Annotated in this window: 20 protein-coding genes; 14 read left to right on the top strand and 6 right to left on the bottom strand. The window is 70.0% G+C overall.

What is annotated here, in order from left to right:
- Positions 1-30 precede the first annotated feature (30 nt).
- The 6 genes from IF29_RS0118200 (at position 31) to pstB (ending at position 6,195) form a co-directional block, all read left to right on the top strand.
- Complete coding sequence (locus IF29_RS0118200; protein WP_051725467.1) at positions 31-1,158, top strand: CHAD domain-containing protein; 1,128 nt, start codon at positions 31-33, stop codon at positions 1,156-1,158.
- The gene (locus IF29_RS0118205) at positions 1,140-1,613 is read left to right on the top strand and encodes an NUDIX hydrolase (protein WP_051725468.1); all 474 of its coding nucleotides are present in this window, start codon (positions 1,140-1,142) and stop codon (positions 1,611-1,613) included. Before IF29_RS0118200 ends, IF29_RS0118205 begins: the two co-directional genes overlap by 19 nt.
- Positions 1,614-1,865: 252 nt before the next feature.
- Positions 1,866-3,014, top strand: coding sequence for a phosphate ABC transporter substrate-binding protein PstS (gene pstS / locus IF29_RS0118210; protein WP_030255845.1), 1,149 nt, complete (start codon positions 1,866-1,868; stop codon positions 3,012-3,014).
- Positions 3,015-3,216: 202 nt separating this feature from the next.
- Complete coding sequence (gene pstC / locus IF29_RS0118215; RefSeq protein ID WP_084714484.1) at positions 3,217-4,293, top strand: phosphate ABC transporter permease subunit PstC; 1,077 nt, start codon at positions 3,217-3,219, stop codon at positions 4,291-4,293.
- Positions 4,293-5,363, top strand: coding sequence for a phosphate ABC transporter permease PstA (gene pstA, locus IF29_RS0118220; RefSeq protein WP_030255851.1), 1,071 nt, complete (start codon positions 4,293-4,295; stop codon positions 5,361-5,363). The genes pstC and pstA overlap by 1 nt, the downstream gene beginning before the upstream one ends.
- 55 nt (positions 5,364-5,418) lie before the next feature.
- The gene (gene pstB, locus IF29_RS0118225) at positions 5,419-6,195 is read left to right on the top strand and encodes a phosphate ABC transporter ATP-binding protein PstB (protein ID WP_030255854.1); all 777 of its coding nucleotides are present in this window, start codon (positions 5,419-5,421) and stop codon (positions 6,193-6,195) included.
- Positions 6,196-6,400: 205 nt separating this feature from the next.
- Here pstB and IF29_RS0118230 read toward each other — a convergent pair whose 3' ends face one another.
- Both IF29_RS0118230 and IF29_RS0118235 read right to left on the bottom strand, forming a co-directional pair.
- Entirely contained in the window at positions 6,401-7,390 is a 990-nt protein-coding gene (locus tag IF29_RS0118230) for an inorganic phosphate transporter (protein ID WP_380525323.1), read from the bottom strand.
- Positions 7,391-7,401: 11 nt separating this feature from the next.
- Positions 7,402-8,022, bottom strand: coding sequence for a DUF47 domain-containing protein (locus IF29_RS0118235; protein WP_030255858.1), 621 nt, complete (start codon positions 8,020-8,022; stop codon positions 7,402-7,404).
- Positions 8,023-8,284: 262 nt separating this feature from the next.
- Here IF29_RS0118235 and IF29_RS0118240 point away from each other — a divergent pair, with 262 nt between their 5' ends.
- Positions 8,285-8,641, top strand: coding sequence for a metal-sensitive transcriptional regulator (locus IF29_RS0118240; protein WP_030255860.1), 357 nt, complete (start codon positions 8,285-8,287; stop codon positions 8,639-8,641).
- Here the strand turns inward: IF29_RS0118240 and IF29_RS42115 are convergent, their stop codons facing one another.
- A complete protein-coding gene (locus IF29_RS42115; RefSeq protein ID WP_037595657.1) occupies positions 8,642-8,860 on the bottom strand; it encodes a hypothetical protein in 219 nt (72 codons plus the stop codon). It lies immediately after the preceding gene.
- A gap of 161 nt (positions 8,861-9,021) precedes the next feature.
- Positions 9,022-9,903, bottom strand: coding sequence for an SCO4651 family lipoprotein (locus IF29_RS0118250; protein ID WP_030255862.1), 882 nt, complete (start codon positions 9,901-9,903; stop codon positions 9,022-9,024).
- 227 nt (positions 9,904-10,130) lie between these two features.
- Here IF29_RS0118250 and IF29_RS48525 point away from each other — a divergent pair, with 227 nt between their 5' ends.
- Entirely contained in the window at positions 10,131-10,265 is a 135-nt protein-coding gene (locus IF29_RS48525; protein ID WP_269665010.1) for a hypothetical protein, read from the top strand.
- 89 nt (positions 10,266-10,354) lie between these two features.
- Complete coding sequence (locus tag IF29_RS0118260) at positions 10,355-11,992, top strand: FAD-binding oxidoreductase (protein ID WP_030255865.1); 1,638 nt, start codon at positions 10,355-10,357, stop codon at positions 11,990-11,992.
- Positions 11,993-12,041: 49 nt separating this feature from the next.
- On the opposite strand, the gene IF29_RS0118265 is transcribed toward IF29_RS0118260, so the two are convergent.
- Both IF29_RS0118265 and IF29_RS0118270 read right to left on the bottom strand, forming a co-directional pair.
- Positions 12,042-12,764, bottom strand: a complete 723-nt coding sequence (locus tag IF29_RS0118265; RefSeq protein WP_232242194.1) for a phosphatase PAP2 family protein — start codon at positions 12,762-12,764, stop codon at positions 12,042-12,044.
- 282 nt (positions 12,765-13,046) lie between these two features.
- Positions 13,047-14,096 carry a bifunctional lytic transglycosylase/C40 family peptidase gene (locus IF29_RS0118270; RefSeq protein WP_030255871.1) on the bottom strand — a complete coding sequence of 350 codons (1,050 nt, stop codon included), beginning with the start codon at positions 14,094-14,096 and terminating at the stop codon, positions 13,047-13,049.
- A gap of 371 nt (positions 14,097-14,467) precedes the next feature.
- Between IF29_RS0118270 and IF29_RS0118275 the strand changes: the two genes are divergently transcribed.
- From IF29_RS0118275 to IF29_RS0118295, 5 genes are all read left to right on the top strand, one after another.
- Positions 14,468-14,776 carry a hypothetical protein gene (locus IF29_RS0118275; RefSeq protein WP_030255873.1) on the top strand — a complete coding sequence of 103 codons (309 nt, stop codon included), beginning with the start codon at positions 14,468-14,470 and terminating at the stop codon, positions 14,774-14,776.
- A 175-nt stretch (positions 14,777-14,951) separates the two neighbouring features.
- Positions 14,952-15,773, top strand: coding sequence for a DUF8175 domain-containg protein (locus IF29_RS0118280; protein ID WP_030255876.1), 822 nt, complete (start codon positions 14,952-14,954; stop codon positions 15,771-15,773).
- On the top strand, positions 15,763-17,046 hold the full coding sequence (locus IF29_RS0118285) for a hypothetical protein (protein WP_051725470.1): 1,284 nt from the start codon (positions 15,763-15,765) through the stop codon (positions 17,044-17,046). Before IF29_RS0118280 ends, IF29_RS0118285 begins: the two co-directional genes overlap by 11 nt.
- Positions 17,043-18,587, top strand: a complete 1,545-nt coding sequence (locus tag IF29_RS0118290) for an SCO6880 family protein (protein WP_030255882.1) — start codon at positions 17,043-17,045, stop codon at positions 18,585-18,587. Before IF29_RS0118285 ends, IF29_RS0118290 begins: the two co-directional genes overlap by 4 nt.
- Before the next feature lie 87 nt (positions 18,588-18,674).
- A complete protein-coding gene (locus IF29_RS0118295; protein WP_030255885.1) occupies positions 18,675-20,030 on the top strand; it encodes an ATP-binding protein in 1,356 nt (451 codons plus the stop codon).

Genomic DNA, 20,030 nt, shown 5'->3' on the forward strand with positions numbered 1-20,030 from the left:
CGCAACGACGACGACGGGGACTTACGCACCATGACCGACGCAACCCCGGCCGCAGAGGCCCCGTCGGCTGCCAAGAGGGTGACGCACCAGAGTCGGCCGCACCCGGGCAGCCCACCGGGCCGGGTCTCGGCGCTGCTGGACGACGGCTCCGCCGCCGAGCTCCTCTCGGTGCACCTCGCGACGCAGGCCGGGGACTTCCTGCGCGGTCTGCCCTCGGTGGACCTGCACACGCTGCGCCGGGTCGGCGCGGCGCTGCACACCTTCGAGTCGCTGCTGGACCCGGCCTGGGCCCGGGAGATGCGCGAGGAGCTGTCCCGGCTCGGGGCCGTCCTCGGCCAGGAACGGGCCTACGGCCGCAGGCTGAGCCGGCTGCTGGCCGGCCTGGACTCGCTCACCAGCACGGACCCCGCCGCGAACGCCGCTCAGCTGCCCGCCGGTCAGCTCCCGTCCGGTCAGCTGCCGGCCGCCACCGCCGGGCCGGTCCCGCGTCCGCGCGAGGCCGAGGGCCTGCTGGCCCGGCACCCGGGCGCGCCCAAGGCCCGGGCGCTGCTGGAGCGCCAGCTCACCCTGGGCCGCTCCCGGGCCCACACCGCCGCCCTGCAGGAGCTGGGCTCGGCGCGCTTCCACGCGCTGGCCGACCGGATGACGCTGCTGGTCTCCGACCTGCCGCTGCGGGCCGGCGGCAGCGACGCCCCGGCCGGTGAACTGCTCTCCTGCGCCGCCGCCGAGGCCGCCGCGCTGACCGCGGCCGCCGAGGCGCTGCCGCTGGAACGCGCGGCCGTCGCCTACAACGGGGACTGCCTGCACGAACCCGGCGACGACCAGCCCTGGCGCCAGGTGCACGGCATGGTGCAGCGCACCCGCTACGCGCTGGAGCTGTGCGCACCGCTGCTCGGCCGGCAGGCCGGCCCCCCGCTGGCGGCCCTCACCGAGCTGGGCCGGATCCTCGGCCGGCACCGCGACGCGGCCGAGGCCGCCGAGGCCGCCGCCCTGGCCGCGCTGACGCCCCGGATAACCCCCGCCACCGGCTACGTCCTCGGCGTGGTCCATGCTGATCAACGCCTGGAGGTGGAAGCCACGCGCCACGCCTTCGGCACGACCTGGCCCGACCTCTACCGCTCCGGATGGCTGACCGACGCATGGCTGACCACTCGCTGAACTCCGACCGCTCGCCCGACCGGGTCCTTCTCGTCAAGCAGCAGCCGATCCGGGCCGCCGGAGTGGTGCTGTGGCAGCCGGGGAAGGGGTCGGCCGAGGAGCCGGAACTGGCGCTGGTGCACCGGCCGAAGCGGTTCGACTGGACCTTCCCCAAGGGCAAGCTGGAGCCCGGGGAGCGCTCCAAGGACGCGGCCCGGCGGGAGGCGCTGGAGGAGACCGGCCTCCGGGTGCGGCTGTGCTTCCGGCTGCCGACCCGGCACTACACCGTCAGGGGCCGGCCCAAGCGGGTGCGCTACTGGGCCGCGGTCCGGGTCAGCGGGGCCTTCGCGCCCAACCGCGAGGTGGACCGGCTGGTCTGGCTGCCGGCCGCCGAGGCGCGCAAGCGGCTGAGCTACGAGCACGACCGCGAGCTGGTCGACGCGCTGCTGGAGGAGCTGCTCGGCGAGCAGTTCTGACGCCGTCCCTGAAAAACCGTCAGGTTTATCCGGTCGTGCTGTCACCGTGGCGAAACCGTTACTACCGCACTGCGTATCCCGGCGTCCGTCCGAGGTTCACCTTCCGTTCATTTGGGCTGGCCTGGCGCTTCACCTCACCGGCTTAACGTCCTGGTTATCGGAGGTCGTCAGGCCCCGGACATCAGCGAAGCCCCAGGTCAGAGCCAACCGAAACGGTGGTCCCGGCCTGCGGCCCCCAGAAAGGGACACCAAGTGAAGCTCCAGCGGAACGGCCGCACCAAGGCCCTCGCCATCGGCGCCGTGGCGGTCGTCAGCTCGCTGACGCTCGCGGCGTGCGGCTCCGACAACAACAACGCCAGCAGCAGCAACACCAGCGCCGCTGCCACCACCGCCGCCGCGGGCTCCAGCAGCGCGGCCGCCTCCGACTGCGGCAGCGGCCAGCTGCTGGGCGCCGGTTCCACCGCCCAGGCCAACGCCGTGACCCAGTGGGTCAAGGACTTCCAGGCCAAGTGCCCCGGCGTGACCGTCAACTACAACGCCAACGGCTCCGGCGCCGGCATCACCAGCTTCGAGTCCGGCAAGGTCGCCTTCGCCGGCTCCGACGCCGCCCTGAAGCCGGCCGACGTCGCCGCCGCCGCGAGCGCCTGCCCCGGCGGCACCGCGATCGACCTGCCCATGGTCGGTGGCCCCATCGCGATCGGCTACAACGTCCCCGGCGTGACCGGCCTGATCCTGGACGCCCCCACCCTGGCGAAGATCTTCAACGGCAAGATCACCAACTGGAACGACGCGGCCATCAAGGCGCTCAACCCCACCGCCACGCTGCCGAACCTGGCGATCCAGACCTTCCACCGCTCGGACGGCTCGGGCACCACCGCCAACTTCACCGCCTACCTGGCGGCCACCGCGGCCTCCGACTTCCCCTACACGGCCAACAAGCTGTGGCCGGCCAAGTCGGGCCAGTCCGCCACCGGTTCCTCGGGCCTCGCCGCCCAGGTGAAGTCGGTCAAGGGCGCGATCTCGTACTTCGAGCTCTCCTACGCCACCGCGGGCAACATCAGCACCGCGAAGATCGCGACCGGCGCCTCCGCCCCGGTCGAGGCCACCGCCGCCAACGCCTCCGCGGCGGTCGCGGACGCCACCACCGTCGGCACCGGCGCGGACCTGGCGCAGAAGCTCAACTACGCCACCAAGGCCGAGGGTGCCTACCCGATCACCCTGCTGACCTACGAGATCGTCTGCGACAAGGGCAACAAGGCCGCCACCCTGCCGGCCCTGAAGGCCTTCCTGAACTACACCGTCAGCGCCGCCGGCCAGAGCTCGATCGGCTCGCTCGGCTACTTCCCGCTGCCGGCCGCGCTCCAGGCCAAGGTCGCCGCCGAGATCGCCGCGCTCTCCTAGTCCCACCCGGTAGGACGCAGCACCACAGCCGGTGCCGGCCGGTCCTGTCCCTGGGGGGGAGACAGGACCGGCCGGCGCCACCGGGCACCACCCGAATCTGCACCACCCGTTCCACCGCATCCGCAGTTCCGACCGACCGTCAGTCCGGTGCACCGCCGCCAGGCGACGTCCCCACGACGCCGCCACCCAGACCGGAGAAGTCATGGACACACCCGACACGGCACCTCCGCAGGACGTGCCACCCTCCAAGGACGACCTCCTCGTCGACAGCCCCAAGGGGCCGCGGCGGGGTTCCGGCACGTCCGCAACCGTTCCCGCCCTGGCCGGCCCCCAGCGGGGCAGGGGCAAGGTCCGCATAGGCGACCGGCTCTTCGCCGGCTCCTCGCGCGGCTCCGGCATCGTGCTGCTGGTGGTGATGGCCGCCATCGCGGTCTTCCTCACCATCCGCTCCGTCAACGCGATCAGCCACGACCAGGGCAACTTCCTCACCACCTTCGAGTGGAACACCCAGGAAGGGGCCCCGCTCTCCTTCGGGATCGCGGTACTGGCCTTCGGCACCGTCGTCAGCGCCGTCATCGCCATGATCATCGCCGTGCCGGTGGCGATCGGGGTGGCCCTGTTCATCTCGCACTACGCACCGCGCCGGATGGCACAGGCCCTCGGCTACGTGATCGACCTGCTCGCCGCCGTCCCCAGCATCGTCTACGGCCTCTGGGGCGCGTTGTTCCTGGTGCCGCACATGCTCGGGGTCAACGCCTGGCTGAACCAGTACTTCGGCTGGACCTACATCTTCGGCCAGTCCCAGCCCGGCGCCCAGCCGCGCAGCCTGTTCAGCGTGGGCGTGCTGCTGGCCATCATGATCCTGCCGATCATCACCGCGGTCAGCCGCGAGATCTTCCTGCAGGTGCCCCGGATGTACGAGGAGGCGGCACTGGCGCTCGGCGCCACCCGCTGGGAGGTCATCCGCACCTCGGTGCTCCCGTTCGCCCGCTCCGGGATCATCAGCGCCTCGATGCTGGGCCTCGGCCGCGCCCTCGGCGAGACCATGGCCGTGGCCACCGTGCTCTCCCCGAGCCTGCTGCTCAGCTTCCACCTCACCGACCCGGGCGGCAGCACCATCGCCCAGAACATCGCCACCCAGTTCGGCGAGTCGCAGGGTGTCGGCCGTGACGCGCTGATCGCCTCCGGCCTGGTCCTGTTCCTCATCACGCTGCTGGTCAACGGTGGTGCTCGCCTGATCATCGCCCGTCGCAAGGAATACTCGGGGGCGAACGCCTGATGAGCACCATCACCACCTCCCCGCGCCGCTCCCCGCTGAACGGTTCGCTGAAGGAGCGCCGGCTCCCCCGCTGGGCCCCGGCCGCGACCATCGTGGTCGCCGTCGCCCTGGCGGTCGGCCTGGGCCTGGGCCTCGACATCACCAGCAAGCTCCAGTGGGGCCTGATGGCCGCGATCTTCTTCGTGGTCGGCCAGTACCTGCTGGCCCGTCAGGTCGAGGGTCCGCGCCAGGCGAAGAACGGCCTGGTCAGCAGTCTGGTCTGGGTGGCCTTCCTGCTCGCCCTGCTGCCGCTGTTCGGCCTGCTGTACTACACCATCTCCAAGGGCGCCGGGGTCATCAACGGCACCTTCCTGACCCACTCGATGAACCTGATCTCGCCCAACCAGGTCGGCGGCGGGCTCTACCACGCGCTCATCGCCACCCTGGAGCAGGTCGGCATCGCCACCCTGGTCGCCGCCCCGCTCGGCATCCTGACCGCGGTCTACCTGGTCGAGTACGGCACCGGCGGCCCGCTGGCCAAGGCCGTGAGCTTCTTCGTCGACGTGATGACCGGTGTCCCCTCGATCGTCGCGGGCCTGTTCATCCTGACCTTCTGGATCGTGATCCTCGACCAGCAGTACACCGGCTTCGCCGGCAGCCTGGCGCTGATGATCCTGATGCTGCCGGTCGTGGTCCGCTCCACCGAGGAGATGCTCAAGCTCGTCCCCAACGAGCTGCGCGAGGCCAGTCTCGCGCTGGGCGTGCCCAAGTGGCTGACCATCCTCCGGGTCGTGCTCCCCACCGCCATCGGCGGGATCACCACCGGCGTGATGCTGGCCATCGCCCGCATCATCGGCGAGACCGCACCCATCCTGATGCTGGTCTTCGGCACTGATGTGATCAACACCAATCCCTTCAAGGACCCGCAGTCCTCACTGCCGCTGTATGTGTACCAGCAGTACTCCGCCGGGACCGACGCCTCCGAGGCGCGGGCCTGGGGCGGTGCGCTGGTGCTGATCGCGCTGGTCATGCTGCTCAACCTGGTCGCCCGCGGGATCGCCCGCTGGAAGGCCCCGAAGGCTTCGCGCTGACGCGCGTCGGCTGGTCACGTCACACCCCAGACTCATCGAACGGACACCACACATCATGGCCAAGCGCATCGACGTCAGCGGGCTGAACGCCTACTACGGCAACTTCCGAGCGGTCGAGGACATCTCCATGACCGTCGAACCCCGCTCCGTGACGGCCTTCATCGGCCCGTCCGGCTGCGGCAAGTCCACCTTCCTGCGGACCCTGAACCGGATGCACGAGGTCGTGCCCGGGGCCAGGGTCGAGGGCAAGGTCATGCTCGACAACGAGGACCTGTACGGCAACGGGATCGACCCGGTCGCCGTGCGCCGCACCGTCGGCATGGTCTTCCAGCGCCCCAACCCCTTCCCCACCATGTCCATCAAGGAGAACGTGGCGGCGGGCCTCAAGCTCAACGGGGTGCGCAACAAGAAGATGGTCGACGAGGCGGTGGAGCGCTCGCTCAAGGGCGCCAACCTCTGGAACGAGGTCAAGGACCGCCTCGACCGCCCCGGCGCCGGCCTCTCCGGCGGCCAGCAGCAGCGCCTCTGCATCGCCCGCGCCATCGCGGTCGAGCCCCAGGTCCTGCTGATGGACGAGCCCTGCTCCGCCCTGGACCCGATCTCCACCCTCGCCATCGAGGACCTGATCGGGGAGCTCAAGGAGCAGTTCACCATCGTCATCGTGACCCACAACATGCAGCAGGCCGCGCGGGTGAGCGACCGCACCGCGTTCTTCAACCTCTCGGCGGTGGGTCAGCCGGGTCGGCTGATCGAGATCGATGCGACGGAGAAGATCTTCTCCAACCCGTCGGTCCAGGCCACCGAGGACTACATCTCGGGGCGGTTCGGCTGACCCGTCGTTCGGGGTTGCTGTTCGCGCAGTTCCCCGCGCCCCTAAAAGAGGTGCCTGGCGGATCTCTGCGCGCGTGTACTACTCCGTGGCGCTGCTAGGCGGTGCCGCCACGGAGTACTGGAAGGGCCCGCTCACCTGTGAGCGGGCCCTTCACCATTGGCCTTTCAGGGGCGCGGGGAACTGCGCGAGAACCCCGAACGGCGGGTCAGCCGATGATCGCCCAGCTGATCCAGAACACCACCGCGGCAACGATCCCCGCAGCGGGCATCGTCAGGAACCACCCGATCACGATGTTCTTCGCCACGCCCCAGCGAACGGCCCGCACCCGCTTGGTCGCGCCGACACCCATGATCGCCGAGGTGATGATGTGGGTCGTGGAGACCGGCACCTTGTAGGCGTAGGCCGTGACGTACAGGATCGTCGCGCCGACCGACTCCGCGGCGAACCCCTGCGGGGGGTCCAGCTCGATGATCTTCCGGCCCAGCGTGCGCATGATGCGCCAGCCGCCGGCCCAGGTTCCCAGCGACAGCGCCAGCGCGGTGCTGGCCTTCACCCAGATCGGGATGTCGGTGCCGGAGTAGTGGTTGGAGATGGTCAGCGCCATCACCACGATGCCCATGGTCTTCTGCGAGTCCTGGAGCCCGTGGCCCAGCGCCATCGCCGCCGCCGAGACGGTCTGCGCCATCCGGAAGTTGCGCTTGGCCCGGTGCGGGTTGGCCCGACGGAAGATCCACATGATGGCGAGCATCACCAGGAAGCCGAGGATCAGGCCGACCACCGGTGAGGTGATCATCGGGATGATCACCTTCTCCCACACCCCGGACCAGTAGACGTCGGTGCCACCGACGATCGCCGCGCCCACCATCCCGCCGAACAGCGCATGGGTGGAGGAGGACGGCAGGCCGAAGTACCAGGTGATCAGGTTCCAGGTGATGGCACCGATCAGCGCCGCCCAGAGGATCACCATCCCCTTGGTGCCGTGCGGCGTCTCGATGATCCCCTTGCTGACGGTCTGTGCGACACCGACCCCGAGGAAGGCGCCGGCCAGGTTCATCACCGCGGCCATCATCAGCGCGACCCGGGGCGTCAGTGCCCTGGTCGACACCGAGGTCGCGATCGCATTGGCGGAGTCGTGGAATCCGTTGGTGTAGGCGAAGCCGAACGCCACGCCCACGACAAGGATCAGTCCGAGCATGTTCAACGGGCTCAGGACTCCTTGACGGCGATGGTCTCCACCGTGTTCGCCACATGTTCGAACGCGTCGGCGGCCTCTTCGAGGACGTCCACGATCTGCTTCAGCTTCAGCACCTCGATGGCCTCGTAGCTGCCGCCGAAGAGATGGGCGAGCAGCTTGCGGTGGATCTGGTCGGCCTGGTTCTCCAGCCGGTTGACCTCGATCCAGTACTCCGCGAGGTTGTCCATGGTGCGCAGGTTGGGCATGGCCGCGGCCGTCAGGTCGGCGGCCCGGGCCAGCACCTCGATCTGCTGCTCGACGCCCTTGGGCAGGGCCTCGATCTCATAGAGGACGACCAGGTCGACCGCCTCCTCCATGAAGTCCATGATGTCGTCCAGCGACGACGCCAGGTTGTAGATGTCCTCCCGGTCGAACGGGGTGATGAAGGAGGAGTTCAACTGGTGGAAGATCGCATGCGTGGTGTCGTCGCCCGCGTGTTCTGCGGCGCGCATCCGTTCGGCGAGTTCCGGCCGCGCTGAGACGTCCGCGCCGAGCAGTTCCAGCAGGAGCTTCGAGCCCGTGACAAGGTTGTCCGCCGATGCGGCGAACATGTCATAGAAGCTCGTCTCCCGGGGGGTCAGACGAATACGCACAGAGGTCTCCGAAGTACAGGGTGCGGTCGATGCGATGCTAGGCGCTGCGTGGGCTCCGCCTTTCCACTGGGGTCCACTGGGGTGGCAGCGCCGGCACCCGTGCCTGGATTCATCCTCGCCTACAGAACAGCAGGATGCCGCGCAGGGGCTGTGCACCATCAGTGTGACGGATGGTCGGCCGGAAAGCTTCCCCCCGATGCCGCCGCGTTCACAGCGTCTTCACGAATGCCCCGTCCCCACCCGCACGCCATACGATGGAGGGGTGGCGGAAAACACAGCGGCAGCAGTAGCGGAGGCGGTCGGCGAAGCGGCGCCGTCCCCGGAGTCCCCGCACGGTCCGCACGGATACAGTCCCAAACGGGACGCGCACATCAAGCGGCTGCGCCGGATCGAGGGTCAGATCCGGGGGCTTCAGCGCATGGTGGAGGAGGACGTCTACTGCATCGACATCCTGACCCAGGTGTCGGCCAGTACCAAGGCGCTCCAGTCCTTCGCGCTGAGCCTGCTGGAGGACCACCTGCGGCACTGTGTCGCAGAAGCGGTCGACAGCGGTGAGCCCGAGGGCGACGACAAGGTCGCCGAGGCCACGGCGGCCATCGCCCGCCTGCTGCGGAGCTGACTAGGCGAGGCCCTCGCGCTGGGCGGGAACCCTCGGAAGCTGTCGCTCCGGCTCGTCGTCGGCATGATCGTTCGGACGGTTCGCGGCCACTCGGAGAACCTGGTCGATGCGGTCCGGCGAGAGGCGGTCGAACGGGGTGGCCGCAGCGGCGATGATCAACTCGCCGTACAGCTCAATCTCCGCGAGGGCCACCGGGTCGTGCGCAGCCACACGAACCACCTCCTCGTCAGGGAACGGAGTAGTCGACCCTCCGACCAGAGTAGGGAGCGCACTGGGGGCGCGCATGGCACATCTGGGTCATTTCCCTGCCCCCCGTTTGGGACAACCGCACTACCGGAGCCGCCAGGCCCACAGCAGCCCACTGCGTCACTTCGGGGACGTCACTTCGAGGACTGGGCCCCGTAGATGTCCTTGGACGCGGGCAGCGACACCTTCACCGGGACGCCGAAGTCCGAGAAGACCGAGTCCGACACCACCTGGACCTGGTCCTTGGCCGCGGTCGAGCCGGCGACCTGGCTGAAGGTGAAGTCCTCGGTGATCCGGTGGATCCGGCCGTGCGCGTCCAGCCAGACCTCGTAGGGAACCTGCTTGACCGTGAACGTCCTGGCCCCGAGGGCGAGGCCGGCCCCGGCGCCGCCACCGGTCGCGGCCGACGCCTTGGCCAGGTCCAGGGTGCCCTTGTAGTGCTTGAGCAGGACGCCGCCGACCGTACTGGAGTCCACCAGCTTCGCGGTCAGCACCCCGCGCAGGGCGTTGGCGGCACTGGCGGGATCCGTCGCCCCGCTGCTCACCAGGTTCCCGTCGGCCAGCTGCTGGACGTTGACCTCCACCCACTTGCCCGCCGGGACCTTGGCCCCGCTGTTCTGCATGTAGACGATGCCGGGGCTGACCACCTCAACGAGCTTGCCGGTGGTGCTGCCGCCGGGCGGGACGGTGACCTCCATCCGGCCGAGACGGGTGCTGTAGTCGTACACGCCGGTCCCGTGCAGGGTGACCTTCTTGCTGGGCGAGGAGGTCTGCAGGGTGGTGGTGTCCTGCACCGAACCGGTGCGGCCGGTGATGTCGGCGGCGTTCCGGACCGCGGTCAGCGGATCCGCGGCGAGGGTGTCCGAGGAACCCGCCTTCGCCGCAGCCGCGGCCGCGTCGGAGCTGCTGCCGCTCCCCGCACTGGAGCAGCCCGACAGCAGCCCGGCCAGCAGGCCGGTCATGGCGGCGGCGACCGATACGGCGCCTGCGGCGCGAAGGCCCTGTCGGTTGACCACGGAGCACACCCATCCCTCGTACAGCACCTGCACCAACTCCAACACCCGAATCCGGGCTCCCCAGCACCAACGAGGGAAGGTGCCGGAGGTTACGGCCCACCGGGGGACGTGGTTCCGGATCGGGCCGGGTTACCGTGGCTGGTGTGCACAGCGACCAGTCGGACTCCCCGTCCCCGATACCCGGGCCGCCGGGGGCACCCGGAATCCCCGGGACCGCTCCAACGGCCGTGACCCACAGCACGACCGTCAAGGAGAAGGGCTCCTTCGCGACGGCACGCTGCAGCTGCGGCTGGGTGTCCGCGGCCCGGCGCTCACGGGACAAGGCCCGCAAGGACGCCGCGAAACACGAGGCGGAGCAGTAGGTACCGCAGTGCGGGGCGAACCGGCGGGTACGGTTCCGACGTCACAGCGATCGAGATGGTGCGGCTGCTGCTCCGAGAAGAGGTCCGGCATGGACGAAACGATCACCTCCAGGCGGACCGTGCTGCGGGCCGGGGCCGCCGGCGCGGTCGCGGTGGCGGGTCTGACGGCCTGTTCGAAGGGCGGCGGCACCGGCACGACCGCGGCCGGCTCGGGGACGACCGCGGTCGCGACCGCTTCGACCACCTCCTCGTCCGCTTCCAGCGCCCCCTCCGCCTCGACCGCCGCCACCACCCCGGCCAGGGCCGCGGACTGGACCGCGCTCGCCAAGGACCTCGACGGGCTGCTGATCCGGCCCGGCGACAGCCGCTACGACTCGGCCCGGCACCTCTTCCAACCGCAGTACGACTCGCTGCAGCCGAGCGGCGTCGCCTATGTCGCCGGGGCGCACGACGTGGCGACCTGCCTGGCCTTCGCCCGCAGGCACGGGGTCCCGGTGGCCGCGCGCAGCGGCGGGCACAGCTACGGCGGCTGGTCCTCGGGGAGCGGCCTGGTGCTGGACGTCGGCAAACTGGGCTCGGTCTCCGCCTCCGGCGGCAGCGCCACGGTGGGGGCGGGAGCGCGACTGATCGACGTCTACACCGGCCTGGCCGGACGGGGCGTCACCATCCCGGCGGGCTCCTGCCCGACGGTCGGCGTGACCGGTCTCACCCTCGGCGGCGGCGTCGGCGTCACCGGTCGCGCCTACGGCCTGACCTGCGACAACCTCAGCAGCGCCGAGGTGGTGACCGCCGACGGGCAGATCCGCACGGCCAGCGCATCGAGCAATCCCGACCTCTTCTGGGCCCTGCGCGGCGGGGGCGGGGGCAACTTCGGCGTGGTCACCTCGCTGTCGTTCCGCACCCGTCCGGCGGCGCAGTGCGCCTACGGCTTCCTCAGCTGGCCGTGGTCCAAGGCGGCCGCGGTGATCCGGGCCTGGCAGGCCTGGGCGCCCAGCGCGCCTGACGCACTCTGGGCCGACCTGCACCTGCTGGTGTGGGCGGACGGACGCACCCAGCTCGGCACCACCGTCAACTACCTGGGCCCGCAGAGCGAACTGTCGAACCAGGTCGACCGGCTGGCCGTGACCCCCTCGTCGGTGTCCCTGCACACCCGCTCCTACCTGGAGACCATGCAGGTGATGGGCGGGGTGTCGGGGTGGTCCCAGGCCGCCTCGCACCTGGCCGGCAGCCTGCCGGGGCAGAACCCCTCGGGCCGGGTCACCCGTGAGTCCTACGGCGCCAAGTCGGACGTGTTCACCCGCCCGCTCAGCGAGGCCGGGGCCGAGGCCCTGGTCGCCGCGATCAACCGCTACCCCCGGACCGGACCCGCCGGCGGCAGCGCGGGGGTGGCCTTCGACGCGCTGGGCGGTGCCATCAACCGGGTCGGCGCCGCGGACACCGCCTTCGTGCACCGCGACGGGCTGTTCATGGCGCAGTACACCGCCAACTACCCGGACGGTGTGGTGGGCGGAAACGGGGCGGACCGCTCCTGGTCCTGGCTGACCGGGGTCTGGTCGGCGATGCGCCCGTACTCGAGCGGACAGGCCTACCAGAACTACATCGACCCGCATCTGACGGGTTGGGAGCAGGCCTACTACGGCAGCAACGCGGCCCGGCTGCGCTCGGTGAAGCGGACCTACGACCCCGGCGGGATGTTCCACTTCCCGCAGTCGGTGCCGCTGGGGTGAGCGGCGGCCCGGGTGGGGCCGGTGCGCACGGCGCCGTGACGCGGCGCCGCTATGCGGCCAGCTCGTCCGGGGTGTCGGGGCTGTCCGGGGCGCCGGCCAGGGACGTGCTCGGCCGGCCGGTCGCCCGGGTGCCGCGGACCCGGCGCTCCGAACGGACCAGCGGCGCCAGCGAGGAGCGGGTCAGCGCATGCACCAGCGGGGCCAGCACCGCCATCGCGATCGGCGCCAGCAGCAGGGTGGTGGCCGTGCCGAGGGCGAAGCCGCCGACGACGTCGGTGGGGTAGTGGACGCCCATGAACACCCGCAGCAGGCCCTCGAACCCGGCCAGGCCGAGCGCGATCATCCCGTACCTGCGGATGACCAGGAGCAGGCCGACCGCGAGCGCCATGGTGAAGGTGGCGTGGTCGCTGGCGAACGAGCCGTTGGCCTGATGGTCCATCAAGAGGTCCAGCTGCCCGGGATGTGAGACGAACGGGCGGGGCCGCTCCACCAGCGCCCGCACCGGGACGTTCAGGATCAGCGCCACACCGGCGGCCAGTCCGGCCCAGAGCACTCCGGCCACCGACTCGGCCGCGTCGGGGCGGCGCCGGGCCTGCAACCAGGCGCCGAGCAGGACCAGCACCGACGCCAGCGGCACCCCGTACTCGCCGAGGAACCCGAGCACGCTGTCGACCGCCTGCGGAAGGTCGCGGGCCAGACCGTTGATGGTGGAGGTCAGGGACCAGTCGATGTCCCCGCCCTCGCCGTCGGACAGCAGCACCACCGTCGCCACGCCAGACCTCCGCGATCTCTTCGCCCGACTCGCCGTGCTTCGACGGAGAGGAGTCCCGAACGCCGGGGCTCCGGTACGGCAAGGTCAAGTGTCCTCTCCCTGCATCGGGCACAACGGCGCGAATCACCCAAAGTGTTCCGGGGGCGGCCGAAGTTATTGGAACGTGACGCGACGCTCACGGCTCCGCCACAAGCCCGGTCCCGGTCCGTGACACTTGCTCAAGGAGTGAGACGGGGACGGGGCCGGGGGACGGGACCGGGACCAGCGGGCCGGCCCCGCGTCTCAGCTGGTGACCGGTGCTCCGCCGTTGGCGATGGTTCCGCCGGGCTGCAGGGTCGGCAGGGCCGCGGCACCGCCCGCGGTGACCCGGGTGGCGCCGAAGTAGTCGCCCTCGGAGTCGACGGAGTCGTAGCGGATCACCGCTCCGGTGTGCGGTGCGTTGATCATCATGCCGCCGCCGACGTAGATCCCCACATGGTGGATCTGGGTCGGGTCGTGCGGGTCGTGCGAGAAGAACACCAGGTCGCCCGGCTGGAGCTGACTGCGGGTCGGATGCGGACCGGCGTACCACTGGTCGGCGGCGACCCGCGGCAGGGTGATGCCCACGCTGGCGTACGCCGCCTGGGTGAGCCCCGAGCAGTCGAACCGGTAGTTCTGCGAGGCCAGCCCCTCCCCGCCCCAGAGGTACGGGGTGCCCAGCTTGCTCTGGGCGTAGTAGATCGCCCCGGCCGCCTGGCTGGAGAAACTGATGGTGGTGGCCCCGGTGAAGGACTCCGCCAGCTTGGTGATGGAGGTGACGTAGTTCTGCGTCTCCGAGAAGGAGGGGACGCCCTGGGCGCTTATGACGGCGTACGGGCCCGCGTTGTAGGCGGCCAGCATGTTGGAGGTGTGGTTGCCGGGGACGTTGGCGGTGTCCTTGGCCAGGGCGCAGTCGTAGGTCGCGGCGGAGGGAATGGCATCCGCGGGGTTCCACACGTCCGGTGTATGGGTATGAGTGGGGTCGATCCCGTAGATGGCCCAGGTCGCCGGCATGAACTGGGCGATCCCCTGCGCACCGACCGGACTCACCGCCTTGGGGTTGAACCCGCTCTCCTGGTACATCTGCGCCGCGAGCAGAGGGGGCGTCAGTTCGGGGCACAGGGTGCCCCATTTCTGGATCAGCGCGGCATAGCTCGACGGCACGGTCCCGGGCGCCAGTTGCACCGCCCCCTGGGCCTGGGCCTGCAGCATCGACCCGGAGGCGGTGTATGTGCCAATGACGACGAAGAGTGCGACACCGAGAGCGGTGACGCCGCCTCCGCTGATGAGGGCCCAGGCCCGACGGGCCGTCACGAAGCGCCGTGCGTCTTGATGTCGGGCGTCTTGAGGTCGGGCGCCAGGATGTCGGGAAGGGGGGAGTGTAGTAGTGGCGAGGTAGAGCGCATGTGCCACCGGCCTTTGCCTCGAGTGCCCGCAGATGCCCCCACAGAGTCTGGACCAGGGCGTTGCTCTGCGCAATCACTGGTGATACACACGGTTAGCGGTAGGCTCGACCAAGCTGCTGCAGGACCCATGAGGCCCAATGTTGGCATCTGTGGCACACAACTCAACGACGATCCTCTGGAAAGTGGCCAAGTCGACTTCGGTTCTGGCCAACAATAGGGCCGGGCCCTACACCACGGCCGGGTGCTGGGCTTTGAATGATGATCAGGTAGGTGATTGTTTTGTATCTCAGTGCCAGCAAGGGTGACATCAACACCATCATCGGCGGGATCGCCCCCAACTGGGGCCCCTTCGCCAGTCTCGGCTCCGAGGCCAAGACGATGGTGGAGGTCATCATGGCCGTCGCCATCCTCGGCTGTCTCGCCATCGCCATCTGGGGCGCGGCGAAGCAGCGGATCGGCGCCACGGCACTGCGGGACACCTTCAGTGCGGAGCAGGGGAAGGGACTGATCGTCGCCGGTTTGACCGGCGTGTTCATCATCGGATCGCTCGGTACCTTGTTCACCATTGTGTATGGCATGGCGATCTGACGAGACGTCTAATCTGATCACCCTGCCGTACGACGATATGTACCGGTTCGGCAAAGCTCTCCCCACGGGCCGCCGTCCGGGTGCCACTGTCGCGATCGTCCCTGTCCGCATCGTCCCTGTCCGCCCGTAAGCCGACAACTGTCTACCTGCCCACCCTCGTCCCAAGGGGGCCGCTGTGTCAGCGCCTGACGACCAGCCGCATACGCGTACCCGCTATCCGGCCGGGACTCCGTCACCCGGCGCACCGGAGGCGGGTGGTCGTCGATCCCTGCGGACGCTGGTCGCGGTCCTGGCGATGGTGGCGGTGCTGGTGCTGGCGGTGGCGGTGCTGAACCGTACCGGCGGATCCACGACCGCCGCGGGCTCGACGCCGTCGAGCGGGGCGGCGAAGGCCGCCACCGGCACCTCCGGCGACCAGGCCACGGCCCCGACCGGCACCCAACCGGTGACCACCACCCAGAACGGCATCGCCACCGGCTTCCCGCACACCAGCGAGGGCGCCCAGTCAGCAGCGGTGAACTACGCGGTGGCGCTGGGTTCGGCCGACATGTACGCGGACGCGAGCCGGCACACGATACTGCACACGATCACCGACCCCTCGGCCGAGTCGGCCCTGCAGGCGCGGTCGGACACTTCCTACCAGGCCCAGGCGAAGACCTTCGGACTCGTGAACGGCGCCGCACCGGCCGGGCAGACCTTCGTGTCCCGGACGATCCCGGTCGGAAGCAAGAACGACAGCTACAGCAGCGGTACCGCCACCGTAGAAGTGTGGTGCAACGCCCTCGGCGGCATCGCCGGCACCGGGTCGGTCAAGCCGGTCGCTGAGTACTGGTTCACCGAGGTGCTGCAGCTTCGCTGGGTGAACGGAGACTGGAAGATGTCCGGCTACAACCAGAAGGACGGACCGGTCCCGATCAGTGGCAGTCAGGCCGCCTCCGACTCCGGTGCCATCAGCAGCGCTGTTTCGCAGTTCGGGGGGTTCCGCTATGCCAGGTAAGCGCCGCATCGCCGTAATCGGTGGCTCGGTGACACTGCTTCAGTTGGCCATGCTGTCATTGGCCAACCTGGCAGCCGCAGCCCCGGCCTCCCCGTCTCCGTCGGCGACCCCCAAGAACTGCAGTGGCCTGGTCGGGCTGGGCAAGTCACTGTGCGAGAACCAGAACTCCAACACCTCCCCGCTCCCCAGCACCTCCACGCTGGACCCGTTGCAGTCGCTGGCGAACGGGTGTTCCACCGCCGCCGCATGGGTGGTGCGGAAGCTCTCGGACGGGATCAACTCGACCACCAATGTCGACTTCACCAACCCGACCTTCCTGAAGCAGTACGCCGTGGTCTTCGCCGCCTCCACCTTCCTGACGCTGATCTTCTGGCTCCTCGCCGTGGCCAAGCGGGCCGTCCGCGGTGTGCCGATCTACACGGCGATAGGAGAGGCCGTCGGCTTCCTCTGGCTGACCGTGATCGCCTCCGCGTTCACCCCGCTCGTCCTCTACACCGTCGTCAGCGCCACCGACGGGATCACCGCCGCCATCGCGTCGGGGACCAAGACCGACACCACCAACTACCTGGGCACCTTCGCCGACACCCTCACCGGAGGGAACCTCGGTGGCGGCCCGATCATCCAGGTCCTGGTCTCCCTGGTGGCGATCCTCGCCGCCGCCGTGCTGTGGCTGGAGATGCTGATCCGGGCCGCGATGCTCTACGTCGGCGCGCTCCTCGGCACCGCCGTCTACGCGGGCCTGGTGGACCGTCAGCTGTGGAAGCACGTACGCCGCTGGGCCGGGCTGATGGTCGCGGTGGACCTGATCAAACCCGTGATCGTGATCATCCTGGGCCTCGCCGGAGCCATCGCCTCCAACGCCGGGGCGAACGACGCCTTCTCCACCGTCCTCGCCGGACTGGCGATCCTCGCCCTCTCGATCTTCGCCAGCACCGCGATCTACCGCTTCGTACCGGGCTTCGGCGACGACATGGCGGCGATGCGCCAGGCCCGCGCCTCCGCGGTGAGCGCGGGCTCGGCCGTGGTGAACGGTCCCGCGAACTTCATGAAGCAGGGCATCAACACCCACGCCGGACGCGAGTCCGAACAGGGCGGCGGCGGCCGCGGCGGCGGCGCGGGCGGCGGCAGCGTCACACCGGGCATCGCCGCGCACGGCTCACGAGGCCCCCGGGGCGGCGCAGCCGCGCCCCCGGCACAGAACAACGGGGGCGTGTCCGACCGCGCCCCCGCAGGTACGGGTAACAGCACCATGAGCAAGGGGGCGCGGCCGTGACCACCCAGCCAGTCGGTGGCTACCGACGCACCTACCTGATCGGCAAGGCCAAACCGAACGCCCTGATCGGGAAGAACCGGGAGACCGGCGAGGTCTTCCTGATCATCTTCGGGGCGTTCCTGGGGATGATGTGGGGGCTGCTGTTCACCTCCTTCCTCCCGCTGCGGCTGATCGGCCTGGTCGCCTTCCCGCTGATGGCCTTCGCCGTCGTCTACCTGCCCTACCGCAAGCGGACCATCTACAAGTGGGCCGAGATCAACCGCAGCTACCGCCGCACCGTCCGCTCCTCGGCCATGGCCACCTACCGGTCCGGGGTGATGGAGGCCGGCACCAAGCTGGACGGCCGGGAGGTCGAGATCGGGCCGCCGCCCGGGATCGGACGGATCCGCTGGCTCGCCGCGCCGTTCGGCCCGGACGAGGTGACCGTGCTGCTGCACCTCACCCGGAAGACCGTCACCGCGGCGATCGAGATCGAGGGACCGGGCGTCGGCCTGCGCGACTCCGAGGACCAGGAGGCCCTGGTCGAGCGCTTCGGGACGCTGCTGAAGCACGTCGCCAACGGCGACGGCTTCGTGACCCGGCTCCAGGTGCTGGCGCGCACCCTGCCCGCCGACCCGGACGCGCACGCCAAGGACGTCGCCCGGCGCGGCGACCCGGACTCGCCGCAGTGGCTGAAGGAGTCCTACGACCAGTTGCAGTCGATGGTCTCCACCTCCTCCGAGCAGCACCGCGCCTACCTGGTCGCCTGCATGCCGTACACCAGGGAGCTGGCCGCCGAGGCCCACGCCATCGGCCGGACCGCGCACATAAGGGCACGCGGCGACGAGGGCCTGGCCGCGGTGATGGCCCGTGAGCTGACCGACATCTGCGCCCGGCTGGCCGAGGCCGACATCCGGGTCCGGCAGCCGCTGGGCCAGGCCCGGCTGGCGTCCCTGCTGCACTCCATGTACGACCCGGACCACCAGATCGACCACATCCAGGCGATGTCCCGGCGCAACGCCTGGCCGGCCGAGCTGGACGCCACCGACGCCAACTTCCTCCAGGCCAAGACCCGCGAGTCCGGTACCCGCGAGCCCTGGTGCCACGCCACGGCGTGGGTGAAGGAGTGGCCGCTGACCCCGGTCGGCGTGAACTTCCTGGCCCCGCTGCTGGTGCACACCCCGGACGTGATCCGCACCGTCGCGGTCACCATGGACCTGGAGCCCACCGACGTCGCCATCGAGCGGATGCTGACCGAGAAGACCAACGACGACGCCGAGGCCAGCCGCCAGGCGAAGATGAACCGCACCGTCGACCCGCGCGACGCGGCCCACAGCGGCCGGGTCGACCAGCGCGGCGAGGACCTCGCCTCCGGCGCGGCGGGCGTGAACCTGGTCGGCTACATCACGGTGAGCTCCCGCACGCCGGAGGCGCTCGCCCGGGACAAGCGGACGATCCGCGCCTCCGCCGGCAAGAGCTACCTCAAGCTGGAGTGGTGCGACCGGGAGCACCACCGGGCCTTCGTCAACACCCTCCCGTTCGCCACCGGCATCCGCCGCTGACCCCGTCCCGCGAACCCCGCAGACCCACGAGCCAGCAGTCCCGCGAACCCGTAGTCCCCCGATCCCCGCAGACCCTGGAGGCATTGCATGGCAGCACCTGTGGGCGGCCTGACCGACGCCTTCACCAGTTTCCTGTTCGGCAAGATGGAGACCACCCGGCTCCCGGTCCGCACCTCCACCGGCCAGGCCCAGGCGGTCTACCTGCCGACGGCCGCGCCCGGGCTCGGCGACTCAGGGGTGATCATCGGCCGGGAGGTCTACAGCGGCAAGGGCTACGTCTACGACCCCTTCCAGCTGTACGGGCAACAGCTGCCGGCCCCGCACTGGCTGGTGCTCGGCGAGTCCGGCAACGGCAAGTCGGCGCTGGAGAAGACCTACGTACTGCGCCAACTGCGGTTCCGCGACCGCCAGGTGGTGGTGCTGGACGCGCAGGGCGAGGACGGCGTCGGCGAGTGGAACCTGATCGCCCGGGCGCTGGGGATAACGCCGGTGCGCCTCGACCCGCAGGCGGCCCTCAACGGCGGGGTGAAGCTCAATCCGCTGGACCCGGCGATCACCCTCACCGGCCAGCTGGCACTGCTGCGCACCATCATCGAGGTGGCGATGGGCCGCGGCCTGGACGAGCGGGCCGGCTTCGCGCTGAAGGCCGCGCACGCCCACGTCATCGCCACCAGGACCGAGCGCCAGCCGATCCTCGGCGACATCATCGACACGCTGCGCTCCCCCAACACCGACTCCGTGGACGCACTGGGCGTCTCCCTGGAGGACATCCAGACCTGGGGCCTGGACGTCGCCCTGGTCCTGGACCGGCTGGTCGACGGCGACCTGCGCGGCATGTTCGACGGGCCGACCACCACCGACATCGACCTCGACGCCCCGCTGATCGTCTTCGACCTGTCGCACATCGACCGCAACTCCATCGCCATGCCGATCCTGATGGCGATCGTCGGCGTCTGGCTGGAGCACACCTGGCTGCGCCCCGACCGGAAGAAGCGCATCTTCCTGGTCGAGGAGGCCTGGCACATCATCAACTCGCCCTTCGTGGCCCAGCTGTTCCAGCGGCTGCTGAAGTTCGGACGGCGGCTGGGCCTGTCGTTCGTGGCGGTGGTGCACCACCTCTCCGACGTGATGGACGGCGCGGCCGCCAAGGAGGCGTCGGCGATCCTGAAGATGGCCTCGACCAGGACCATCTACATGCAGAAGGCCGACGAGGCACGCGCCACCGGACGGGTGCTGGGCCTGCCGCGCTGGGCGGTGGAGATCATCCCCACGCTGTCGCCCGGTATCGCGGTGTGGGACGTCAACGGCAACGTCCAGGTGGTGAAGCACCTGATCACCGAGCACGAGAGACCGCTCGTCTTCACCGACCGCGCGATGACGGAGGACGCCATCATCGAACGCACCCGGGCTTCCAAACAGCTCGCGGACGACCCGGCGGCATGA

The organism is Streptacidiphilus jeojiense (assembly GCF_000719095.1).
Classification (GTDB): Bacteria; Actinomycetota; Actinomycetes; order Streptomycetales; family Streptomycetaceae; genus Streptacidiphilus; species Streptacidiphilus jeojiensis.

What these genes read in the sequence shown, in the direction of transcription:
- IF29_RS0118230 (WP_380525323.1), bottom strand. Translation starts at nt 7,390, where the DNA reads ATGCTCGGACTGATCCTTGTCGTGGGCGTGGCGTTCGGCTTCGCCTAC.
- pstB (WP_030255854.1), top strand. Translation starts at nt 5,419, where the DNA reads ATGGCCAAGCGCATCGACGTCAGCGGGCTGAACGCCTACTACGGCAAC.
- IF29_RS0118200 (WP_051725467.1), top strand. Translation starts at nt 31, where the DNA reads ATGACCGACGCAACCCCGGCCGCAGAGGCCCCGTCGGCTGCCAAGAGG.
- IF29_RS0118285 (WP_051725470.1), top strand. Translation starts at nt 15,763, where the DNA reads ATGCCAGGTAAGCGCCGCATCGCCGTAATCGGTGGCTCGGTGACACTG.
- pstA (WP_030255851.1), top strand. Translation starts at nt 4,293, where the DNA reads ATGAGCACCATCACCACCTCCCCGCGCCGCTCCCCGCTGAACGGTTCG.
- pstC (WP_084714484.1), top strand. Translation starts at nt 3,217, where the DNA reads ATGGACACACCCGACACGGCACCTCCGCAGGACGTGCCACCCTCCAAG.
- IF29_RS0118205 (WP_051725468.1), top strand. Translation starts at nt 1,140, where the DNA reads ATGGCTGACCACTCGCTGAACTCCGACCGCTCGCCCGACCGGGTCCTT.
- IF29_RS0118295 (WP_030255885.1), top strand. Translation starts at nt 18,675, where the DNA reads ATGGCAGCACCTGTGGGCGGCCTGACCGACGCCTTCACCAGTTTCCTG.
- IF29_RS0118260 (WP_030255865.1), top strand. Translation starts at nt 10,355, where the DNA reads ATGGACGAAACGATCACCTCCAGGCGGACCGTGCTGCGGGCCGGGGCC.